Here is a 22,997-nt window from a genome sequence, read left to right as displayed (position 1 = left end):
TAATGAAACTGAAAAACTGGGTTAAGACTGGCGCACTCACATTAGGTTTACTGTCCTCATCACTGGTTATGGCGCATGCCAAACACCAGGATGATATTGCACTGCAAATGTATACCTTAAGAGATGTAGGTACCCTGGAAGAGCAATTTTCTTTGGCGCAGAAAACTGGGTTTCATGCCGTCGAACTGGTTGGCACTCAAGGTGTAGACAGCTTTGAGCTTAATCGTTTGCTGGACTTGTACCAGCTAGACGCGATGGGCGCTCACGTTCAGTTATCGGCGTTACGCAACGACCTTAATACCGTTATCAGCTTTAACCAGTCTATCGACAATCAGGTGATCATCATGCCGTGGCTTGCGGCGGAAGATCGCCCTACTTCGGCGCAAGGCTGGAAAGCGCTCGGTCAAGAGCTTGACGCAATCGGTAAAACACTGCGAGAAAACGGTATGCAACTGGCTTACCACAACCACGATTTCGAAATGAAAAAGTACGAAGGTAAGCTTGCACTCGAGTGGATTTTGGAAGGCAGTCACGCGGACAACCTAAAACTGGAACTAGACGCAGCTTGGGTTTCTCGTGGCGGTCAAGACCCGGCAAAACTGATCAAGAAATGGAAAAAGCGTATTTTCAGCATTCATGCTAAAGATAACTCCGGAATAGGCACGCATGATAACGAACGTAACTTTACGGTTATTGGTGACGGCATCATGGCATGGGATGAAGTACTGCCAGTGGCGCAGAAAGCGAACGTCCAATGGTATGTTGTAGAACACGACATGCCTGCAGACGCAGAAGCGATCATCAGCAAAGCGAATCAGTATCTGACTGAGCATTTAGATCAAGGTCATTAATCTTCCGACCCAACTGAAAGCGGCGCTAATTTTAGCGCCGCTTTTGTTTGTATGTACTGTGAAATTTGATTGCTACGCCTGGTAACCATCAACCCCTTTAAATGACGAATAACCGTCGTCGGCCATGATGGTGGAACCGTTAATCGCACTGGCTTCTGGTAAAGACATTAAATAGATCGCATTGGCGATTTCAACCGGGTTAATAATGCGACCTTTCATGTGCAGTTTGCTGCCAATCTCTTCAATTGGCTTATCAATCATACCTGTCTTAACCCAGCCCGGCGCAACAGATACGACTCGCACACCGTACGGAGACAATTCTCTGGCAAGGGCTTGTGTCACCATTCGCACGCCACCTTTACTCGCGTGGTAACCGATATTTTCCGTATTCGCTATCGAACCACAAATAGAACCTACGTTCACAATAACACCCGACTTATTGGCTGCCATTACTTTGCCAACGTAGTGACATAACTGAATGGTACCCATCAGGTTGATCTGAATAGTATTGAAAATGTCACTGAGTTCAGCTTCGATCAAAGAGACACGCTGCCCGACAACACCTGCTACATTGGCAAGTACATCAATGGTGCCAAATTTTTCAACCGTCTGCTCCACGGCCAGGCGACACTGCTCTGCGTCGGCAATGTTACACTCAATAAACACCACTTCACCCATTGCTGAGAGCTCTGTCATCGCCTGTTCAATCACTTCTGGAGCATCAATGCTAGCGATGACGACTTTGTCACCCTGAGTCAGATATTTTTTTGCCGTTTCAAAACCAATTCCACGTGTGCCGCCGGTCACCATAACAACGTTGTTCATTCTTTGTATCCTTTGTTATTTTCTTTTTCTAAATCAAGCCCACTATCCTGAGGTATTAACCAAACGGATTCGCTTTAATATTATTTAACCTCACTATGAGCATTGTTAATAAGTAAATAAAGAGAATTAAATTCCTATCTGTCTGGAATAAAAATCCATAATCACAAGCTTGATATGACTTAATTGAAAATCATTCTAGTTTCACTCCCTACTTCCTCTCTCTGCCTGTCATCTAGCACAAGTTAATCCCAACAAAAACGATGAACACTCTGGAATATTTTTCCATAATGAGTAATAAAACAGCAAAAATGTTAATGCCATGAAAGATAGCCATCAAAACTTAAAGCTTTGTTTATTAAAAATTTATAGCAGAAATAGACAAACGAACACATTACATTCGCCTACAAACAATCAACAATACTATCGCTTTTTAACCATATAATTAATGTGGATTGTTTGATTGACGCCGGATATTATTTCTACATCAACGTTATCAACGGGTAAGTAAGAACATATTCCCTCTTACTGTTACGTTTTAGATATTAATTATTTTTTTTGATCTCAGACAAAATAATTAATATTTAATTCTGCGAGACCAAACTATGTTGAATCATGTATTTTCACCGATCTCAATCGGTAATATGGTGGTGAAAAACCGACTTGTAGTGCCTCCTATGGTTTCCAATTACGCCAACGAGGACGGAACTTGTACCGAGCAGTTCATTAGCTATCACGAAGAAAAAGCCAAAGGTGGTTGGGGACTCATCATTGTAGAAGACTACAAAATTAACCCTGAAGCCGGTGGGTTTGTGAAACTACCAGGCCTATGGGATGATTCTCAAATCGAAAGTCACCAACAACTGACTGAGCGTGTCCACCAGCACGGCGCTAAAATAGCGGCGCAAATTTATCATGCTGGTCGTGAAACCTGTGCAGAAATTACTGGTGTTCAACCTGTCGCGCCTTCCGCTATCCCTGACCCAGTCGTTAACGCAATGCCACGCGAGTTGTCTGTCGAGGAAATTCAACAGCTGGTTGAACAGTTTGGTGATACCGCTCTACGTGCAAAAAAAGCTGGTTTTGATGCGGTCGAAATTCATGGTGCTCATGGTTACCTGGTGAACCAGTTTATGTCGCCATTTTCCAACAAACGCATCGACCAATATGGTGGTACCATACTCAACCGTGCTCGTTTCGCACTCGAAATCATCGCCAATATCAGATCCAAAGTCGGCACAGATTTCCCGCTTATCTACCGTATGTCAGTAAACGAGTTTGTGGAAGGTGGTTTGACAACCGAAGACAGTAAAGTCATTTCCATGTTACTTGAAAATGCAGGCATTGATCTCATTCATGCTTCTAATGGTGTGTATGCCAGCACGGAAACCATTATTCCACCAACGGCTGTTGGTCACGCTTGGAGTGCAAATATCAGTGAAGAATTGAAGAAAGTGGTTTCAATTCCGGTGATTGCAGTAGGTCGTATTAATGACCCATTAATCGCGGAATCGGTATTGCGCTCTAAGCAAGCTGATTTGATTTCTATGGGTCGCGGATCATTGGCGGATCCACATCTGCCAAACAAAGCACAGGCTGGTCAGTTTGATGACATCATTCGCTGCATTGGCTGCTTACAAGGCTGTATACAACGTAACGCGCAGCAACTGCCGATTAAATGTCTTGTTAACCCGATGACAGGTCACGAATCGGAACGCCAAATTACTCCAGCATCGCGCGAGAAAAAAGTCTTCATCATCGGTGGCGGTATCGCGGGGATGGAAGCCGCCATTGTTGCCGCACAGCGTGGTCATAAGGTGGAAATTTTTGAGAAAAATAGTCGCTTAGGTGGACAATGGGTGCTGGCCGCCATCCCACCGACAAAAGAAGAGTTGGGTTCATTTACGGTTTGGCAGGTTAACCAGCTAAATAAATTGGGTGTTATTGTCCACCTTAATACCGAACTTACTCTGGAAATGATCCGAGATAGCCAACCAGACAGTGTGATTATCGCAACTGGTGCTTCACCGTTTGTGCCAAATATCCCGGGTAAGGAACTCAACCACGTATTGACCGCTAACGATATACTTCAAGGTAGTGCTCAGGCAGGTAAACGCGTTGTGGTGATTGGCGGAGGTCTGGTCGGCTCAGAAACTGCAGCGCACTTAGCCAACCACGGCCATGATGTTTCTATCATAGAAATGAACAGCGATATTTTTGTGGGTACACCATCAGCCACCAAACATTATCTGATGAAAGATCTGCAGCATCACAATGTGGCCATTCTGACCAACACTCAGGTCAAAGAGATCCATAGTGACGCTGTCGTCGTTGATAATAATGGCCAACTTCAGACGCTGGCTGCCATTGATAACGTCGTGATGGCGATTGGTTCACGCCCAGTGAGTTTTTCTGTCGAAGAGCTTGAGCAGCACGTTGCCGAAATCGTCACCATCGGTGATGCACAAAAAGTAAGAAAAGCAATGGAAGCTGTTGAGGAAGGCTACCTGGCCGGACTGACTATATAACCTTTGGGCTAACTTGAATATGACTAATCACGGCGCTTTTATTAAGCGCCGTGATTTTTTATGTACGCCCCACCAGCTTTACAAAAAAGGCTTCACTGAGGAAATAGTACAAATGGGCAAAAATAAGACAAGAATGGGTCTTTATTCTCCGTGGCAAATTGACGAGAATACGCGGTTCAGAATTATGCGAACAAAAATCAGAGTAACCCTATAGCTAATATCGGCATCCTCTGATGAAGATTTGCGCATAATCTTGCTTATAACGTCAGCTTAAACACGATTACTATTCGGAGAACCGATGTCTCAACCTGAAGCTCAAACAGTCGAAATAACTCAAGCTAAAACGAAAAGACTGGGGCTAAAACTAAGAAAGATACTCAAAGTCGCAGTCGCCATACTCGCCATTATTGCTGCTGGTATCTACACGTATTTGCTGCAACCGCAGTTTGTGTCACCTCATGTCAAAGTGGACAATTACCAAGGTAAGTATATCGACGGGAAGTTTCATAATATTGAAGAAGTCCCTGTCTCGACATCGAGCGAGAGTGCATTTGTTGGCTTCTACCGTTTCTTAACTGAACAGGTTGTCGATGCCGTTCCGGTCACCAATTTGCCTTCGGTAAAATCAGATTTGTTAGGCCTGAACCCGCGAGACAACGTCATGATCTGGATGGGTCATTCCAGCTACTTTATTCAACTGGACGGCATTCGCTACTTAATTGATCCGGTATTCAGTGAGAATGCGTCTCCGGTTCCCTATACCAATGTGGCATTTCCTGGCAGCAATATTTACACCGCAGACGACATCCCAGAGGTAGATTACTTATTGATTTCTCACGATCACTGGGACCACCTCGATTACCCGACCATCAGTGCACTTAAAGATAAAATTAACCACATCGTCACCCCTATCGGTGTCGGCTCTTATTTCACTCAGTGGGGCTTCAAGCCTGATCAGATAACAGAAGGAGACTGGTATGATTCGCTCGCAACCGAAGCAGGCCGAATTCATCTCCTTCCAGCACAACACTTTTCGGGTCGGTTACTAAAACGCAACCGCACGCTTTGGGCCTCATTTGCCATCGTGTCGGGTGAGCATAAGATTTACCTTGGCGGCGACAGCGGCTATGGAGCGCATTTCAAGACTATCGCTAATGAGTTTGGCAGCTTCGACATCGCTGTACTGGAAACCGGTCAATACAACGAAAACTGGCCATTTATTCATATGATGCCAGAAGAAGTTGCTCAGGCGGCTAACGATCTTAATGCAAAGGCGTTATTACCTTCGCACAACAGTAAATTCAAGCTGGCTAAACACGCCTGGTATGAACCGCTAGATCGCATAACTCAGGCAAGTCAGCAACAAGATTACCGCTTAATGACACCAATGATTGGCGAAATCGTCGGTTTAGAAGATAACAACCAGACGTTCTCTCAATGGTGGAAACAGTAACAACCATATAAGTCACTCAACACTTGATCGTCTGATCGTCGGGGGAATGCTTTACCTTCCCCCGACCAAACTTAGATAAAATAGACGGGAACTTCTATCTGAGAACTTTGTTATCAAAGGTACTTCTCTCTACTCTCAGCGCGCTGATACTAGATTCCTAGTCTCGCTAAGGTTCGCTGGAATGACCTTATAGGAATGCTTAAACTGGCATTACAACGCACGAGCCCTTTTGTATCAAGGGCCTTGCTCTAATTAAAAGTTATAAGTGATAGACCGAAGTAGAAGACTGGGACTCTTCAAGCAAAGCATCAATTACGACTCGTTGACGCGGTTTCAAATAGCGAGAACGTGGCCAAACCGCATGTATCGGCATTTCTGCTCCAGCCCACTGATCCAACACCGTCACTAAAGCGCCCGTTGCTAAGTGCTCATTGACCAACCAGGTAGGCAATTGACTCAGACCCAGCCCATTTAACGTGGCATCAACCATGGCATCACCATCGCTAAAGTCATAGCGACCTCGGATTACCTGAGAAAATGATTCACCATTTGACTGACAAAATAGCCAAGCTGGCTGAGTACTACGTCTGCTACCAATAATGCAATCATGCTCTGTTAGCTCAGCGGGGATCTCAGGAGCACCTTTGCGCGATAGATAACTCGGGCTGGCACACACCACCAAACGCTGACGTCCAAGTTTGCGTGCAACCAAGTCAGCATCGTCTTCCAATGTGCCTATTCGTACCACCAGATCCACACCTTCATCGATAAGGTTGATTCGTCGCTCGGTAAAGTTTACCGACATTTCCAGGCTCGGATACTCAGTTGCAAGGCGTGATAATACCGGCATCACATGTCTGCGCCCAAACGCTGCGGGTAAATGAATATTCAAACGACCGGAAATCTGGCTACTACCTGCCACGACGCCCGACTCCAGGCTTTCGATCTCATCTAAAATTGCCACCCAACCATCAAAGAATCTCTGCCCTTCCGGGGTTGGCGTCAAACTGCGAGTAGTTCTGTGCAGCAATTTGGTTCCGAGCTTCTGTTCTAAACGGGTAACACTTTTACCGACCGCAGACCCTGTCAGCCCCAACTTTTCACCAGCAGCAGTAAAAGAACCGGTTTTTAGGGTTTCGACATATTCGACCACGCCAGAAAATTGAGTTTCATATAACTTCATTGTGGAATCCAAGGACTAAATAAATGGAATTTAAACTGTATTATCATTTTTAAACAAGTCAATAGAATACTTCCATAGCAGATGAAATTGCACGGTTTGATATCCGAAGCAATGGTTCTGAACCTAATTCAACTAGCAGACGGAGATATTCCATGACTGATCAAATTGACGTGAAACGTGTTCAAGCTCTATTAGATCGCGAAGAAATCAGAGCCTTACGACTGCGCTATAGCCAACTTCTTGATGGCGGGCAAGCAGAACGTATGGGTGAAGTCTTTACCGAGGACGCTGAAGTCAAGGTGACCGTGGGCTCTATGCAAGGTCTGGATGAAATTAAGCAGAGTCTTGCTGACGCTTATAAAATGTTCGACACCAAAGATCGCAAGCACTTCCCTTTCATCCATGCAGTCACCAATCATGACATTACGCTCATCGATGAAAACAACGCAAAAGGCAGTTGCTACCTGCTCGACTTCGTTACAGACAGAGAAAGCGCACAGCATCCATTTTTGCTGCTTGGTCATTACTTGGATACTTACGTTCGCGTAAATGGTGAATGGCGTATTGCCCACTCAGAACTTGACGTTCTCTGGCCTGAAGCAGAGTAATCCTCGCCCACGCTACCAATACACTGAAGGAATTAAAAAGAGACAACCATGACAGAGACACTGAATCCAAGTTTTACGCGCGTGTTTTCCGAAGATAAGATCACGATCGGACTGCTCACGCCGTTGGAAGGTTATCCTAGCTCACCATTTCCTACTTTGGCAGACCACCAGCATACGGCTCAGTTAGCGGAACAGGCAGGCTTTGCCAGTATCTGGTTACGAGATGTACCATTTTACGATCCAAACTTTGGTGACGCAGCCCAGATGCTCGACCCGTTCGTTTATGCGGGATACATGGCGGCAGCAACTAAGTCGATTACTCTCGGTACTGCCGGAATTGTTCTCCCACTGCGTGATCCTATTTCAGTAGCTAAGCAGTCGGCTTCTCTAGATTACTTAACCGGAGGAAGATTCGTACTTGGCCTATCCACCGGTGATCGCCCGGTAGAGTACCCGGCATTTGGGGTAGACTTTGACCAGCGTGCGGATTTATATCGTGAATCGGTAGAAATGATTAAAACGCTACACAGTGAGTCGTTTCCAAGGATGCAAAGCCGTCATTATGGCAATCTCACTGGCAATTTAGACATGCATCCTAAGCCAGCAAACGGCAAAGTTCCTATGATGGCGGTAGGCCGATCTCGTCAACCGATTGACTGGTTGGCTCGTAACGTCGATGCTTGGATTTGGTCAGTCGATGATGAACGTGCTATCACTGAAATTGTGGCATCACTTAAAACCGCAGCTGGAGATCGCCCTGCTCCTAAGTATGGTTACGCGACGTTCTTTGATCTTGATGCTAACCCCGACGCCCCGTACCAGCGATTCTACAACGTGGTTCGTATTGGTCGAAATGCACTGATAGAACGACTAAAACAACACAGAGAGTTAGGAGTTCGACATATTGCTCTCAACCTAAAACCTTCACGTAGACCAGCGAACGAGGTGATTGAAGAAATGGGTGAATTCGTACTACCGGCGATCAACCAAGACTAGTAATGATTTCAATAGAGCAATGCCATTCAACGGCATTGCTCATTTATAGCGCTAAATTTAGCCACCGTTAAGTCCCATTAATAAAGTCCGTTGTCTAATTAACCACCCTCTATCGCCGCCAAAGGTACTTGATAGACTTCCTTACCATTGATGACCACCGTCCAAGTATCACCTTCCAAATCCGCTTTCACTTCACGGTTAGTCGCGTTTACATAGTCTGTCATAAAGTTGATAGTGAACTGCTCACCTGCCGGGCTCTTCACGACGATACTGGCTTGTTTATCTTCCATGCGTAGGATACCAGCAGGACAGGTACCGAAATCTTCCTGCCCCTCTCCACGGCATCGCAATAATGTTGTTGCATCGTAGTCATCTGTCGAGAAAGGAGATGTAGCATTATTCTCGTCTGGATTTAACGCATCTGTACTCCAGTACACATAAACGCTTTCCTTTGGGAAGCGAAAGATTAAGCCTTGATCTCCTAGATCACTCTGACGATAAACCGTGTTGTCATTCTGATCGGTAAACTCTCCGGGGGTATCACCTTTTGGAGACAGATCGTGCATAACACCATCACTACGATAAATCGTTATATAGCCACTACGTTGGCTGAAAGTACAAGCGATCATCTTCTCTGCATTGTCATCGCCTGCTTTATAGATATCACAACGGCTCTCGGCTGAATCCGCGTACGACACCGAACTCGCCGCGAAGCCAGATACAAGTGTGAATAATATAAGCCCAGTTCTCATACCACCTCCTACATTGTATTCCGTTAACAACACTCATTACCCATAACACCTTACTGATGGGGTTACATGACGTAGACAGACGAAAAGCTCCGATAAGAGCCCAAGAAAGAATAGTCGTTCCCTGCCTATTGGGCAATTGCCCTTCTCGTTCGTGTAACCGTTGGCATCATGCTTAAAACCACTTCTCTGTGCTCTATCTATTTACGCCAATCACCCAGGCTTGGTATAACAACAGAAAGAGAAAAAATAGCGTTCATACAAGAAAGGAAGCACAGTGAAGATTTGTTTAGACAACGTAATTGCAAAAGGGAACACCTCCACCTTAACGATAGAGCATTGGAAAATAGAAAGCGGTCATTCCTGGGGTATTTTTAGTGCCGAAGGAGATATCGGCTCTCTACTTGGGGACCTGCTTTGTGGGGAACTTTTGCCAATCGATGGTAAGTTGGATCTTGGCGGGTTAAAAATCGCCCAGGTTTCTCTGTCTGAACAACAACGACTGTTAGATCTGGAATTAAAAAAAGACGACACCGACTTTCTTGACCGAATTGACCAGGGCAGCACCGTCTATGCGTTGATATTTGAACGTTGCCAAGACGAAGCATTAACACAAAAACTCATCAAAGAGCTCGATCTCTCCCACCTGCAGCAAAGTGGCTTCCGAGTCCTGTCTACAGGTGAAACAAGACGAGTGATGCTGGCACGAGCATTGGCCACTCAGCCTGACCTGGTCTTGTTAGACAACCCTTTCACCGGGCTGGATGTCAGCCACCGAGCGACATTGGCGGAATATTTACACACACTTTCTCAGTCACTACCCATGCTGATTACCTTTTCTCGCGAATCTGATATGCCGGAGTGGATCGACCGTGTGGCTCTGTTTAACGCCGGCAAACTCGACAGCACCATGGATAAACAAAGCTGGGATCAACACCCAATCATTGAGCAAATCAAATCCCAGTCGGAGAAACAAAGCGAAGAAATGATGGCGCTCATACGCCAACATCAACACGCCACCCATTTCGAAAACCCAATCTTTGAACTGAAAAATGGTCACGTCGAATATACCGATAAGAAGATTTTTACAGACTTGAATTGGCGCATCGACAAAGGCCAGCATTGGCAGGTAAAAGGCCCTAACGGATGTGGGAAAAGTACATTACTTGGGATGATATTCGGCGATCATCCGCAATGTTACAGCAATGACATCCATATTTTTGGTAAGAAGCGCGGCTCGGGCGAAACCATCTGGGAAATCAAACAACACATCGGTATGGTCTCCTCCGCATTACACCTGCAGTACCGTGTTAACTGCAGTGCGTTGGAAGTCATTTTATCCGGGTTCTATGACTCGATTGGTTTGTATCATCAACCAACCCGTAAAGAGTTGGAAGTCGCGAAAGAGTGGCTTGAAATCCTGCATATGAGCCAATACCAAAAAACGTCATTTCGCCAGTTAGAGTACGGGCAGCAACGCTTGTTACTGATTGCACGTGCGATTGTAAAACAGCCTACCTTACTGATTCTGGATGAGCCCTACCAAGGGTTGGACTTTTTAGGCAGACGTCTGGTAAAGAATACCTTAGAGCTCATCGCAAGAGAAAACTTAAACCAGTTACTTTATGTCTCGCACTATCAAGAAGACCGTTTGGAAAGCATTAAAAACGAGCTAGAGTTTGTTTTTGATGAAGACGTGCATTGTTATCGAACTCAGATTAAGTGATCGGCTGCAGGGCGAGATGAGTCGATGGCAAAAGCTTTGAATAGCGGTATCCCTGAAGGTATTACACATCTAGTTTCTTGAGGTGATCCGCTTTCTCCCGCGTTTCGACACCTTTGGCAATGAGTTCAAGCTTTTCTCATATAATAAGAATTACCCATAAAAATTATTTTTATTTTCTCAGCGTTTAAGAATTATAGTTGTTCTATATCATCCAACAAGTTACAAACGATACATGACAACAAACAAGGCCAACGCTAACCAGGTCAATGAAAAGGCACTGCAATTATTAATGAAAGTCGCGGTGAGCCCTTTCCCAGTCTCTGCGAAAACACTAAGTGAACAATTAAACGTACCATTGAGTAGCCTTTACCGGCATTTAAAGCTGCTCAAAGAATGGAATCTGATCGAAGAAAGTGGTCACGATAAAACGTTTATTGTCGGCCCTGCCGCACTCCTTTTGATGCACAGCTACGAAAGTAGGCAGCACGGTCTGGATATGGTTGAAGCCATATTATCTCGCTTAGTGCAACAGACCGGAGAAATGGCGGCCTATATGGTTCCATCTGGTTATCGGGCACTGTGTGTCAGACAAAAAGAAAGTATGCAGGCGCTACGGTGCAGCTTCGTCCAGGGTCAAAGTCAACCCCTGCTTCGTGGCGCCTCATCCAAGGTGATGCTGGCTTATATGCCCAAGAATCGTAGCGAAAAAATCTTACGTTACTTCAAACAAGAGCATTGTTTCGATGAATGGGAACAAGAATTTGCCACGATCAGAAAGCAAGGATACGCCTTAAGTACTTCCGAGATTGATCCGGGAGTCTCTGGCATCAGTGCACCGGTCATGAAAGGCAGTAAGCTCGTAGGCGCAGTTTCGGTTATGGCGCCAGCACACCGGGTCGAGAAGGACAAGCAACGTATCGTTTTACACGTGTTGCAAGCGGCAAGGGCACTACCACCAGAAAGGTAATTCATCATGTTGAGCTTTTTCAAACGTTATAAATTTCATCAGCCAACACCGGCACCAGTTCAGCACTACCCTTTTTCATTTATGACGGTTTGTGAGTACGTCGCTCCCATGTCAAAAGGCACATTTGATTTAGCCGATCAAAGCCTGGAGAGTGCGAGCGAGTGGCTCTACCAGCAACATGACCACACCACAGCAATGCATTGTGGCCATTTTACTCATGCTAAATTGGAGAACGGGGATTTTCAGGAAGCGTTCAGCTTGTCACTTTCCCGTCACTCCATTCCCGTATTGGTAACCAATTGTACCGAGGCCATTTTGTCCATGCTGCCAGTCGTCGCCGCCAGCCAAGACGACGTGGGAATCTTGCATATTGGCCATAAAATGCATTTAAAGCCGACGCTAGAGCCAAGAGTGGGATCAGCATTTCATTTTGCCCTTTCCCGCTATCAAAACGTACGTCTGCTTTTTGCCGGAGTAAGCGAACAGGAAACCAAGCGAGAAACGTGGGAATACGCCGAAGATCAAGGTTGTTACTGGGTAACAGATAGAGAGTTTAGTTTTCGACACCGTAATCATGTTAAACAACAAGTGAGTAATTACCTGGACCATTGCGACCAAATGATCATTTCGGTTGATTTAGGTTCACTTATAGCCAAAAACAGCCTTGATGGTGAGATGTCTTTAGATATTCAGATGGTGCTGAGAACCATCAGGTTGTGCTTGCTTTCGGGCAAAGTGAGAGCGATACAGTTGGTTGGGGATCGCGACCGTTTAGTCTATTCAAGACAAACAAAGACGATTATTGAGGAGCTTTATCAAATCGCGCCACTACTGGATCACGCAGCCTGAGCGACCACGGACACATTAGCAATAATATAAAATCGCCCTTGTAAACAAGGGCGATTATTTCAATTCATACCGCTAAATATCGGCTATTTTGAATCACGACGAGCTTTCAAACGCTTCACCATCGCCAGACGACGTTCTGCAGAACCTTGGTCTGTTGCGGATTGGTTAGGGTTATTACGGCGTCCTTGACGGTTCTTAAATGCCGGTTTGGAGTTCAGCTTTTCGATGTACGAGTCACGCTGCTTTGGTTCATAACCTGCTAGCTCAATACGACGAATACGTTGTTGAATTAAGTTTTCAACCTGTACGACGGTTAGCTCTTCATCACGGTTTACAAATGAAACCGCGTGCCCTTGCTTACCCGCACGACCGGTACGACCAATACGGTGAACGTAATCTTCTGCAAGGAATGGCATGTCGTAGTTCACAACATGTGGCAGATCAGCAATATCCAATCCACGAGCAGCAACATCGGTCGCGACCATCACACGTACTTTGCCAGATTTAAATTCTTCAAGCGCACGACGTCGCGCACTTTGCGCTCGGTCACCGTGACAAACCGCTGCTTTGATACCATCAAGCTTCAGTTCTTTAACCACTTCATTGGCAGTTTCTTTGTAATTCACAAACACCAACACTTGTTGCCAGTTCTTGCGACCAATCAGTTCAGAAAGCAGCTCTGTTTTGCGCTCTTGATCTACTGGGTATAGTACGTGAGCAATCGTTTGTGCCGTGGTATTAGCGCGCTCAACCTCGATGCGTTTTGGTTTACGCAGAATGTCTTTCGCCAATAAGTTGAGCTGACTGGATGTGGTAGCGGAGAACATCATGATCTGCGGGTCGGTATCCACATCTAGCATGATTTTACGAACCGCATGAATAAAGCCCATATCCAGAATACGGTCAGCTTCATCAAAGACCAGGAACTCTAAGTTTGCAACGGAGACATTGCCTTGCTCAATGTGCTCTTCCAGACGACCCGGCGTTGCAACAAGAATATCGACACCGCTTTCAAGCGCTGACACCTGAGAAGACATTTTACGGCCACCAAAAACAGCCGCCACCGAGAGATCTGTGTATTTGGTGTAAGCTTTGATGTTGTCCGCAATCTGCTCTGCCAGCTCACGCGTCGGAGCAAGAATAAGCGCACGAGCTGTTTTACGCGAAACACTCTGTTCACTGTCTAACAGCTGCTGAATCATAGGCAATGAGAACGCGGCAGTTTTACCCGTACCGGTCTGAGCTGTCGCGAAGATATCATGGCCTTTACGAGCCATTGGAATCGCCTTCTGTTGAATTGGCGTTAACTTTTCATAACCGCATTCTGCCAGCGCTTTTACCACTTCTGGTGCAAAACCTTGAGATGAAAATGACATTGAGCGTATTCCTTAAACAAACCACTAAAAATAGCGTTAAAAATTCAGCCGTGCACTATACCCGAATTTAAGTGATTTATCCCACTTTTATCTCTTTTTTCAGTTTTAGGGCAATGCCAGCAGATTAAGCGGCAAACACTGGTACTGCATTCGCTAGCAATTGATTGTTTGACCGCCTAAGCGATAGACCAAGAAAGCTAATTACGGCTCAATACCAGCGAGTTTGAGTAGAACACCTTCCAGCTCATCCCAAGGAAGTAACTGGGAATCGATCACTTCTAATCTCGACTCAAATCCTTCAAGGCTGATCTCATTAACCGTCACCACAGCATTTGCGACATTAAATGCGTAACAGCCTCGGTCTGTATTCACCACGGCTTTTACTCGCTCCGCTGTTAACGCAGACAGCATCGAGAATAGCTGGTCAAAATCGAACCTATGTTCTGCGCCAAATAACCAACCACAACTAAAATAACCTTGTCCCTTGTTCTCTTTACGAATGAACGATTCACCAGGTGGTAGCTGAAATTGCGGTTCTTGCTCCGCGTGCTCATGATGATGAGATTCAATATGCGAAGAAGCGCCGCCATGCACACGTTCAATATCCAACACTTCAATCGGTAGATCACCGTCGTGAATCAGCTTGCTAAACACTTTTGATGGTGACTGATCGGTGATCCAGTCGTTAAATACATCAATATCGTGGCTCGAACAAAGATCGACTTTGCTACCGATAACCACATCCGCGCAATCTAGTTGATCAACGAAGTTCTGGTTTGAAAGATGCTTTTCATCACTCAAATTACGTGGGTCCACCAATGCGATGGTTGCCTTAAGATCAACATAAGGTTGATACTGCTCAGACGTTAGTGTGGCGATAACTTGCTTTGGATGACCAAGTCCGGTCGGTTCGATCAGCAAACGATTGGGCTTTTGACGCAATAAAGCGGTAATGCCCACCGACATAGGAACACCAGCCGTACAGCACATACAACCGCCAGGAACTTCCTTAATTAAGGCACCTTGATCGGTCATCAAAGCGCCATCAATACCAACCTCTCCGAACTCATTAACCAAGACAGCCCAGTTTTCGTCTTGTGGTTTTTTCTTCAGAAGGTTTAAAATCGTCGTCGTTTTACCTGATCCCAAAAAACCAGTCAGAATGTTGGTAGGTACTCGATTTGACATGCTTTTCTCCGACGTTTGTGCACTCATACTCTATCAAAGTATACGTACAACGTGATGCGCTTCAATAATTTTGTCTCTGCGGAGACACCACTTGCACCATCAAGCACAGCCCTTCCACTATGGTATCTAATGACATTGTAGGTTGGTTTCTCGTCTTAACTTAGGTAGAGTACGCGCCACAAAATAGCTGCTATTCGAAGAGATTGAATACCATGAATATTGATGATCAAGTGATTGAAACCATTGAAGAGCTAGAAAGCTTTCTGCGTTTAGTCGAAAGCGGTGCTCTGGGCTTAGAAGGCGTGGCAGGTATTGCACTTGCTACAACAAATAGCGATGGTCGCCCATTTGTCGCCGTTTTGGACGATAACCACCAGCTACTACTGGGTCGTTGGGTTTCAAAATACGTTTACGACAACGGCAAAGATATCGTTCGAAACGGTCCATCTCGTACACATTAATCTGAATGTGACGAACCATTAGCTTGCTTTTTATAAGCAAGCTTTTTTGTATTTAATCTGTACTATTCAACTAGTTCACAAGAACAACATCAAGATTTAGGCAACTGATCACACAATACGTATTAGATTTTGGGTATAAACGTACTAGTCATAAAAAATTAAGATGTGAACTAGGACGTAAACAATGAATAACTCTTTCGACTACACTATGCCCAACAATGAAGGATTCTTTGGCGAATATGGCGGCAGCTTTGTACCACCAGAGCTTGAGCAAATCATGCGAGACATCAATGCTGCCTATGAAGAATGTAGCAAAGACCCTGAATTTAAAGCTGAGCTAGCACGCTTATACAAACATTTTGTCGGTCGACCGAGCCCTATTTTCCATGCCGAAAATTTGTCCAAAAAGTACGGTGCCGATATTTATCTGAAACGAGAAGATCTCAACCACACTGGCGCTCATAAAATTAACCACTGTTTAGGGGAAGCGATTCTCGCTAAAAAAATGGGTAAGAAGAAGCTGATCGCAGAGACTGGCGCAGGTCAACATGGCGTTGCATTAGCGACAGCAGCAGCACTTGTTGGATTAGAGTGCGATATTTATATGGGCGAAGTAGACATCGCTAAAGAGCATCCAAACGTCGTTCGTATGAGAATCCTCGGCGCAAACGTGATTCCCGCAACTCACGGACGCAAAACGCTGAAAGAAGCCGTCGACGCAGCGTTTGAAGCCTATCTGAAAGATCCAGAGACTCAGCTTTACGCCATTGGCTCTGTAGTAGGCCCTCATCCATTCCCTAAAATGGTTCGTGATTTCCAGTCTATTATTGGTAACGAAGCACGAGTTCAGTTTAAAGAAATGACCGGTAAATTGCCGAACAACCTTGTCGCATGTGTGGGTGGTGGCTCTAATGCCATGGGCTTATTCAGTGCCTTTTTGGAAGACGAACAGGTCGCGATTCACGGTGTTGAGCCTGCAGGCCGCTCTTTAGATAAAGTAGGTGAACACGCAGCAACGCTTAGCCTCGGCGAACCGGGCATTATGCATGGTTTTAAATCTTACATGCTGAAAGACGAACAAGGTGAACCTCAAGAAGTTTATTCTGTGGCAAGTGGACTGGACTACCCGTCTGTGGGCCCGCAGCACAGTTACCTAAAAGACATTGGTCGTGTGAATTACGGTTCGATCAACGACGACGAAGCCATCGACGCCTTCTTTGAACTGTCTCGTGAAGAAGGCATTATTCCTGCTATTGAGTCGTCTCACGCGGTGGCTTACGCGATAAAACTGGCTAAACAGGGGGAAACTGGTTCGATTCTTATCAACCTGTCTGGCCGCGGTGATAAAGATATCGACTTTGTTGTCGAAAACTACGGTGCGAAATACGGTATCGAATCGCTAATTTAAATCTTACTCTCTAAACGTAAAGCCACCTAAATTGGTGGCTTTGTTGTATCTAATATCTGTGAACATTCTTATTGAACATACATTCGCTTGAGTCGATTTACACGGTCTCTAGTCCAGATAGCTGGAACAAAAGTAGAAAACTGCCCCTACCCCAACATCGTAAGTTCAACGGAGTTCTATCGCCTTTCTTTTTCTAGCGCTTTCGATGATAATCTTGCACATTATTGTTTAGTTGGAAATTTCATGCCTCAAGCAAACTCCGTGGTCGTACTCGACTTTGAAACCACAGGCCTCTCTCCTAACCTTGGTGATCGCGCAATTGAAATTGGTGCGGTGAAATTAGTCGATGGTGAGATTGTTGATAGTTTTCAGCAACTAATGAACCCAGGCTTCAGAGTGAGCTCATTCATTGAAAGTTATACCGGCATCACCAATAACATGTTACGTACAGCACCAGGGTGCGATGAGGTGATGGCATCGTTTAGTGAGTTCATTGCTAATGAGAATCTTATCGCTCACAACGCTTCGTTCGATAAAAGGTTTCTCGACGCAGAGCTTGAGAGAATCAATCGTGGTTATTCAGGAGAGTTTGCTTGCTCGTTACTGGTGGCAAGACGACTTATTCAGGATGCACCATCACACAAACTTGGTGAACTTGTTCGCTACAAAAACATCGACCATGACGGTGTTTTTCACCGAGCATTAGCAGATGCACAAATGACAGCCAAACTTTGGCTCCAAATGGTGGAAGACTTAGAGCAGTCAGGAATCGTCAAGCCAAGCTTTCAGTTTATGCAAACCGTTAGTAAAACAGCAAAAGGGAAAGTAAACCTGCTACTCGATAAAAGTCGCGCTGTATAGATAAGAATAAGCCCTGATGTGTATCTCATCGATCGGTATTCTTACAGATGGCCGAGTGTTTGAATATACTCGTATTGTTGCGAAGCCAGAAACAATGTCTTACAAACATTACCTTAAACGTCGTAAATAGCTGACCTACCAAGTATGGTGGTATGCACAGCTCCCAGCACTTTCTTCAAAAACGACAAAACTCTTGAGGTTGGCCTTTTTAATTTCTATTAATATATCGTTCAGCATTAGCAAATAGTTTATCACATACTCGTTTCTGGGTTATATATTCTGAAGACCCTTCTTCCATAGACTCAAGAACTTCTTTAGCTTCTTGATATTGTTTCACCATAAGAGAAAATTTCTCTTCAAAGTTGTTTTTCTGTGTTTTTTTGTTCGATTTTCTTACTGGCTTTTTCATATCGCTCTTTACCTTATAGATTCCAAACTTTTATTTTTCTCGTGCTAACACAACGTTTTCGATTGATTTATCGACTCGTTGGAATACTCATTAAATATTTAAATAAAAAAGATCTCACCAAATAGGAGAGATCTTTTTAGAAATGCTTATACTAAAGTAACGTTGCCAGCTTGTGGGCCTTTGTTACCTTGTTCTACATTAAATGAAACTTTTTGGCCTTCAGCTAATGTTTTAAAACCTTCGCTAGCAATTGATTTGAAATGAACAAACAGATCTGAACCACCGTTATCTGGTGTGATAAATCCAAAGCCTTTTGTTTCATTAAACCATTTTACTGAACCAGTCGTTTTATTTGACATCTATATCTCGATACATTGATTAAATTAAAAAGAAAGCTACTAAATAAGGAATGAAGAAAAAGGTATCGCAGGATAAGTATGACGAAGTTAATCGAAGAAACTGAGAAGAACTTAAACTAAATATTTTATCAATAGCTCACTATGAGAGCTGCCGACACTATACACGATGTAAACATAATAGATATGCATTTCTTCATTAATTTATTATTTACCATAAAATCATGTAGTTACAACCATAACTCTAGTGAGGTATAAAGTTGAGTCCAATTCAAACCGACATTCTCGTTATAATAATTATTGCAAAACTGATATTCGACATGAGGACAATGCCGGTTTCTAACTTCGAATCGGGCAATAAATGCTCAAGATGACTGGGTTAAATATTTAGTCTCTATGCTGGGACTGTCTTCAAGTGTTGTTGAGAACAACAAACAATCAGATGTTTCTGTTCGCTATAACTTCTAGTCGCTGGCCAGAACTGAGCATCAAAGCATTAATGGAATACCAATTAAGTAACTGTGCAAAAACATAACAAATATGGCATAAAAAGCCGTTCCGACCACAACCACTATTACATCATTTATCCAAGAAGCCTTTAAAGGTGAAACGACTCTTTGTTGGCGATTTTTCATCGAAATAAGATCGATAATAGCCCACACTAAAAACGAGCCAAACAACAGTATATCTGCCAAGTTCCCATTCACCAATAAATGGGAAGATGCCCAAAGTACCACTGATAATAACTGTGGATTTTTTGCGGCAGCTTTAATTTTTCCGGGGAAATAAGGCGCTAAAAATAAGATGAACCCACCGAGCATCAGGATAGACACTAACGGCTTGAAAGATTGAGTACCAAAATAAATAATGCTCGGGTTTTCTCTGAGCTCTCCATATCCGGTAACAATGAAATAGAGACCTAAAAACGACAGCAAAGCATAAACAGCTTTATATACTTTCTCATTTTTCGCAACCAATGATTCCCGATACACTGGTGCGATAATAGAAATCGAGTGAACACCGAGAAACAAGACTAAGCCAAGTATTAAGCTAAACATTCCATTGCCTCTTTACTGATGAATGAAGGTTCTCTTAATTATATAGCGTACATGGCAGTTATCAGAAAAATTAAGTCAAATGCTGCTTTGATGAACAGAGAGACGAAACTGAATAATTACATTCGCTTGAGTGGTTTTACTACGCTGTCTAAGCCTTCGATTTTCAAAGCTAAACACAATTGGAGCAAATCCCCCAGCTCACCGCTTGGCCAGCCTTTTTTATCAAACCACAGCAAGTATTCCTCCGGAAGATCAATCAAAACTCTTCCCGCGTATTTACCAAAAGGCATTGGCATTCTTGCCAGTTTTATCAGGTTCTCTTTTTCTAACATAAATCGAATAGTGGTTATCGTAAGTCGGTTAAGAGTACCACCGCTACAAACTCCCGACCAGTTTCACTGTGCTTTATGCTAAAGTAAGCGCCATTCGAAATGAGAACGAGAATGCAATGAAGTCACCTTGTCGTGCTGCCTGTAAAAACAATGGCGGCATCTGTTCTGGATGTCACAGAACAATAGAAGAAATCATCCAATGGAAAGATAAAACGGATGAGCAGCGAGACAGTCTGATCGATCAAATTACGGGTTGCGACTCTACCCATTCATGCCCTGAGTGCGGTACTCAAGCACACTGTGATATCTCAGCCGGAAAAGAGACCTGTTGGTGTTTTGAGGTTGAGGAAAGAGACATACCAACGCCTGACAAAGAGCAATTGTGCTTATGTCGCAAGTGCCTGGAGAAAAAGCCAGTCGCCTAAACGACTGGCTAACTTTGGTTATTTCGCAGTAAGCGCTGGCGATTCAAACTTCACACCATCCCATCCGCTCAGCATAAAGTTACGAATGTTCTGATGATCTTCATTTTCTGGATGTTGTAGAACATCTTCACGGTAAAAACGACCAAAACAAGCCAGTGTGGCTTCCTTATCCAGGTTATTTAGCAAACCAAATGCAAAGATTTTGCATGAGCCATTGTTCTCACCTGCTCCGTTTTCCGTTGCGCCATTGGTAAATGCCGTCGGCGTGAATTCGTAATTCGCTTCAATAACTGCCATCGTTGTCTCGAATTCGATGCTTTCTGGTGTTGACGCTACCGCATCCAAAAATTGTTGTAGTTCCATTTTCATTCCAAATTGTTATGCCATCATACCGGTGACATATTTGTTTCATAAAAAGCCAATATAAAAGTCATTAATCATACATATATTCATAGCCTTACCAAAACACACGTCATTTAATGCTCTAAAGCTAATTAATTTAAGAGTGAATATTTATAGCAGAATTATGCATTGAACGACATTGTATCGGATTGATAAGGAGATATCATGTCCACCCCATTGAAAGCAATAGGTGTTTTAGCACTTTCTTCACTTGCCATCGCATGTTCCTCACAGCCTGACAATACATTGGCTTCCTTTAGTGCACAGTGTAAAGCGACGATTACGCCGGTTGCTGGCGAAACCTCTATTCAAGGACTGACGTTGGTAGGGACGTCTATTGCTGACGCTCCTTTTGATACCTCAGCAGCAGAGATTGTCAGCTATGATGCGTGTACTGATAAACTTTATGTCGTCAACGCTCAGGCAAAACGCATCGATGTTGTGTCTATGGACGAAAACAGCGCCCCATCACAAACCGCGTTTATCGATTTGAATGGTGCTGGTGAAGCCGCATCGATAGATATTGGCGCAGCCAACAGTGTTGCCGTCTCAAACGGCCTTGTCGCAGTTGCAATAGAAAATAGCAACAAACAAGAAAATGGCATTATCGCCCTGTACCGTTCGGATGATCTGTCTCTTGTGACCACCTATCCAAGCGGCGCACTACCAGACATGGTCGGTTTTTCAAAAGATGGTCGTTACATTGCTACCGCCAACGAGGGTGAACCAAGCGGCGATTACCGTATTGATCCGCAAGGCAGCATTACCTTGGTTGATTTAAGCAATGGAATCACCAACGCTGAAGTCACTCAAATTGGTTTCGAGCAATTTGATGGCCCACGTGCCAATGAATTACCAGACAACGTGCGTATCTCTGGCCCGAACGCAAGCGTGGCGCAAGATCTGGAACCAGAATATTTAACCTTCGCTGATAACGGTAAGATTTACGTGGCGCTACAAGAAAACAATGCCATGGCAATCATTAATCCTGAAAGTAAATCGGTTGAGAAAATTGTCGGGTTAGGCGAGAAATCATGGTCAGACGCTAAACTGGATGCGTCCAACAAAGATAAGATTGTTGGTAACTTCAAGAGCTACCCTCAATTGGTCGGCTTATATATGCCAGACACCCTCGACAGTTATTCAGTGAATGGCAAAAGCTACATCGTCTCTGCCAACGAAGGGGACGGTCGTGAGTATGGCATCAAAACCACTCAGCAACGCTGTGACCAGGCGAACTTTGAGTGGGATGAAGATGACTATCAAGGTACAAGTGATTACACCAGCAAAGAAGGCACGTGTTTCAGTCACGTCGATGAAGTACGTGGTAAGAAGCTAAAGGTAGCGGACGATCACCCACTGGCACCAGCGCTAAAGGACAACGCACTATTAGCACGTCTAAAAGTGATCAAGCCTGAGCAGACATTATCTGCCACTGACAATGTCCAGGCGTTTGGCGCTCGTTCTTTCTCAATCTGGGACGAAAATGGTGAACGGGTTTTCGATAGCGGTGATGACTTTGCGACCATCGCTTTAATTAATGAAGGCAAACACTTTAACAGCACCAACGATAGTAGCAGCAGCGGTGATGATCGCAGTGACGACAAAGGCATAGAGCCAGAAGCCATCGAAACCGCAGAGATAAACGGACGCCACTACGCGTTTATTGGTCTTGAGCGTCAAGGTGGCATTATGGTTTACGACATTAGCGAACCGAGCCAAGCGGTATTCCTGCACTACGTTAACCATCGTAATTACACTCAGCCAGTATGCACACAAGTAGAAGATAGCGAGTGCGCGAATGACACTTACAATCCAAAAGCAGGTGACCTCGCGCCGGAGTCAATCAATTACTTTACTCGTAACGGTGGTCACTTTATCGCAGTAGGCAATGAAGTGTCGGGCACGACGTCTGTTTACCGTATCGAGCTTTAACGCTAGATTGCTTTACTAAGCTGCACTAACAAAAACGCCCGAACATCAATTCGG

At 44.5% G+C, this 22,997-nt stretch carries 23 protein-coding genes; 13 read left to right on the top strand and 10 right to left on the bottom strand.

Going from position 1 to position 22,997, the window contains the following annotated elements:
- Positions 1-2: 2 nt before the first annotated feature.
- A complete protein-coding gene (locus RXX31_RS16785; protein WP_317590764.1) occupies positions 3-851 on the top strand; it encodes a sugar phosphate isomerase/epimerase in 849 nt (282 codons plus the stop codon).
- A gap of 72 nt (positions 852-923) precedes the next feature.
- On the opposite strand, the gene RXX31_RS16780 is transcribed toward RXX31_RS16785, so the two are convergent.
- Positions 924-1,676, bottom strand: a complete 753-nt coding sequence (locus RXX31_RS16780) for an SDR family oxidoreductase (RefSeq protein WP_317590763.1) — start codon at positions 1,674-1,676, stop codon at positions 924-926.
- A 602-nt stretch (positions 1,677-2,278) separates the two neighbouring features.
- On the opposite strand from RXX31_RS16780, the gene RXX31_RS16775 reads away from it, so the two are divergent.
- On the top strand, positions 2,279-4,201 hold the full coding sequence (locus RXX31_RS16775; RefSeq protein ID WP_317590762.1) for an FAD-dependent oxidoreductase: 1,923 nt from the start codon (positions 2,279-2,281) through the stop codon (positions 4,199-4,201).
- A 298-nt stretch (positions 4,202-4,499) separates the two neighbouring features.
- Positions 4,500-5,654: an MBL fold metallo-hydrolase gene (locus RXX31_RS16770; RefSeq protein WP_317590761.1), complete on the top strand. Its 1,155-nt coding sequence runs from the start codon at positions 4,500-4,502 to the stop codon at positions 5,652-5,654.
- Positions 5,655-5,913: 259 nt separating this feature from the next.
- Here the strand turns inward: RXX31_RS16770 and RXX31_RS16765 are convergent, their stop codons facing one another.
- Positions 5,914-6,837: a LysR family transcriptional regulator gene (locus tag RXX31_RS16765; protein WP_317590760.1), complete on the bottom strand. Its 924-nt coding sequence runs from the start codon at positions 6,835-6,837 to the stop codon at positions 5,914-5,916.
- 152 nt (positions 6,838-6,989) lie between these two features.
- Here RXX31_RS16765 and RXX31_RS16760 point away from each other — a divergent pair, with 152 nt between their 5' ends.
- Together RXX31_RS16760 and RXX31_RS16755 are read left to right on the top strand one after the other, a co-directional pair.
- Complete coding sequence (locus RXX31_RS16760; RefSeq protein WP_317590759.1) at positions 6,990-7,445, top strand: nuclear transport factor 2 family protein; 456 nt, start codon at positions 6,990-6,992, stop codon at positions 7,443-7,445.
- Positions 7,446-7,493: 48 nt separating this feature from the next.
- Positions 7,494-8,441 (top strand): LLM class oxidoreductase, encoded by a 948-nt coding sequence (locus RXX31_RS16755; RefSeq protein WP_317590758.1) that lies wholly within the window; start codon positions 7,494-7,496, stop codon positions 8,439-8,441.
- Positions 8,442-8,539: 98 nt separating this feature from the next.
- Here the strand turns inward: RXX31_RS16755 and RXX31_RS16750 are convergent, their stop codons facing one another.
- Positions 8,540-9,193, bottom strand: coding sequence for a hypothetical protein (locus tag RXX31_RS16750; RefSeq protein WP_317590757.1), 654 nt, complete (start codon positions 9,191-9,193; stop codon positions 8,540-8,542).
- 274 nt (positions 9,194-9,467) lie between these two features.
- Here RXX31_RS16750 and modF point away from each other — a divergent pair, with 274 nt between their 5' ends.
- From modF to RXX31_RS16735, 3 genes are all read left to right on the top strand, one after another.
- Positions 9,468-10,916: a molybdate ABC transporter ATP-binding protein ModF gene (gene modF, locus RXX31_RS16745; RefSeq protein ID WP_317590756.1), complete on the top strand. Its 1,449-nt coding sequence runs from the start codon at positions 9,468-9,470 to the stop codon at positions 10,914-10,916.
- Between the two features lie 232 nt (positions 10,917-11,148).
- A complete protein-coding gene (locus RXX31_RS16740; protein WP_317590755.1) occupies positions 11,149-11,883 on the top strand; it encodes an IclR family transcriptional regulator in 735 nt (244 codons plus the stop codon).
- Between the two features lie 6 nt (positions 11,884-11,889).
- The gene (locus tag RXX31_RS16735; protein WP_317590754.1) at positions 11,890-12,732 is read left to right on the top strand and encodes an arginase; all 843 of its coding nucleotides are present in this window, start codon (positions 11,890-11,892) and stop codon (positions 12,730-12,732) included.
- 83 nt (positions 12,733-12,815) lie between these two features.
- Here RXX31_RS16735 and RXX31_RS16730 read toward each other — a convergent pair whose 3' ends face one another.
- Positions 12,816-14,108 (bottom strand): DEAD/DEAH box helicase, encoded by a 1,293-nt coding sequence (locus RXX31_RS16730; RefSeq protein WP_317590753.1) that lies wholly within the window; start codon positions 14,106-14,108, stop codon positions 12,816-12,818.
- Between the two features lie 201 nt (positions 14,109-14,309).
- The gene (locus RXX31_RS16725) at positions 14,310-15,296 is read right to left on the bottom strand and encodes a GTP-binding protein (protein ID WP_317590752.1); all 987 of its coding nucleotides are present in this window, start codon (positions 15,294-15,296) and stop codon (positions 14,310-14,312) included.
- A gap of 212 nt (positions 15,297-15,508) precedes the next feature.
- Here RXX31_RS16725 and RXX31_RS16720 point away from each other — a divergent pair, with 212 nt between their 5' ends.
- The 3 genes from RXX31_RS16720 (at position 15,509) to RXX31_RS16710 (ending at position 18,026) form a co-directional block, all read left to right on the top strand.
- Positions 15,509-15,757 (top strand): hypothetical protein, encoded by a 249-nt coding sequence (locus RXX31_RS16720; protein ID WP_317590750.1) that lies wholly within the window; start codon positions 15,509-15,511, stop codon positions 15,755-15,757.
- A 184-nt stretch (positions 15,758-15,941) separates the two neighbouring features.
- Positions 15,942-17,165, top strand: coding sequence for a tryptophan synthase subunit beta (trpB, locus tag RXX31_RS16715; RefSeq protein WP_317590749.1), 1,224 nt, complete (start codon positions 15,942-15,944; stop codon positions 17,163-17,165).
- 243 nt (positions 17,166-17,408) lie between these two features.
- The gene (locus RXX31_RS16710) at positions 17,409-18,026 is read left to right on the top strand and encodes a 3'-5' exonuclease (protein ID WP_317590747.1); all 618 of its coding nucleotides are present in this window, start codon (positions 17,409-17,411) and stop codon (positions 18,024-18,026) included.
- Positions 18,027-18,234: 208 nt separating this feature from the next.
- Here the strand turns inward: RXX31_RS16710 and RXX31_RS16705 are convergent, their stop codons facing one another.
- The 4 genes from RXX31_RS16705 to RXX31_RS16690 form a co-directional block, all read right to left on the bottom strand.
- The gene (locus RXX31_RS16705; RefSeq protein WP_317590746.1) at positions 18,235-18,435 is read right to left on the bottom strand and encodes a hypothetical protein; all 201 of its coding nucleotides are present in this window, start codon (positions 18,433-18,435) and stop codon (positions 18,235-18,237) included.
- Between the two features lie 146 nt (positions 18,436-18,581).
- Positions 18,582-18,794, bottom strand: a complete 213-nt coding sequence (locus tag RXX31_RS16700) for a cold-shock protein (protein WP_317590744.1) — start codon at positions 18,792-18,794, stop codon at positions 18,582-18,584.
- 485 nt (positions 18,795-19,279) lie between these two features.
- A complete protein-coding gene (locus RXX31_RS16695) occupies positions 19,280-19,849 on the bottom strand; it encodes an NnrU family protein (RefSeq protein WP_317590742.1) in 570 nt (189 codons plus the stop codon).
- A 116-nt stretch (positions 19,850-19,965) separates the two neighbouring features.
- Positions 19,966-20,181 (bottom strand): DUF3820 family protein, encoded by a 216-nt coding sequence (locus RXX31_RS16690; protein ID WP_317590741.1) that lies wholly within the window; start codon positions 20,179-20,181, stop codon positions 19,966-19,968.
- Positions 20,182-20,297: 116 nt separating this feature from the next.
- Here RXX31_RS16690 and RXX31_RS16685 point away from each other — a divergent pair, with 116 nt between their 5' ends.
- The gene (locus tag RXX31_RS16685; protein WP_317590740.1) at positions 20,298-20,606 is read left to right on the top strand and encodes a cysteine-rich CWC family protein; all 309 of its coding nucleotides are present in this window, start codon (positions 20,298-20,300) and stop codon (positions 20,604-20,606) included.
- 18 nt (positions 20,607-20,624) lie between these two features.
- On the opposite strand, the gene RXX31_RS16680 is transcribed toward RXX31_RS16685, so the two are convergent.
- Positions 20,625-20,969: a HopJ type III effector protein gene (locus tag RXX31_RS16680; protein ID WP_317590738.1), complete on the bottom strand. Its 345-nt coding sequence runs from the start codon at positions 20,967-20,969 to the stop codon at positions 20,625-20,627.
- Between the two features lie 204 nt (positions 20,970-21,173).
- Here RXX31_RS16680 and RXX31_RS16675 point away from each other — a divergent pair, with 204 nt between their 5' ends.
- On the top strand, positions 21,174-22,943 hold the full coding sequence (locus RXX31_RS16675) for a choice-of-anchor I family protein (RefSeq protein WP_317590737.1): 1,770 nt from the start codon (positions 21,174-21,176) through the stop codon (positions 22,941-22,943).
- Positions 22,944-22,997: the final 54 nt, after the last annotated feature.

Source organism: Vibrio sp. EA2 (assembly GCF_033042495.1).
In the GTDB taxonomy this organism is placed as follows: Bacteria; Pseudomonadota; Gammaproteobacteria; order Enterobacterales; family Vibrionaceae; genus Vibrio.
Note: the sequence above shows the minus strand (reverse complement) of the source record. Positions and strands in the feature narration are given on the sequence as shown.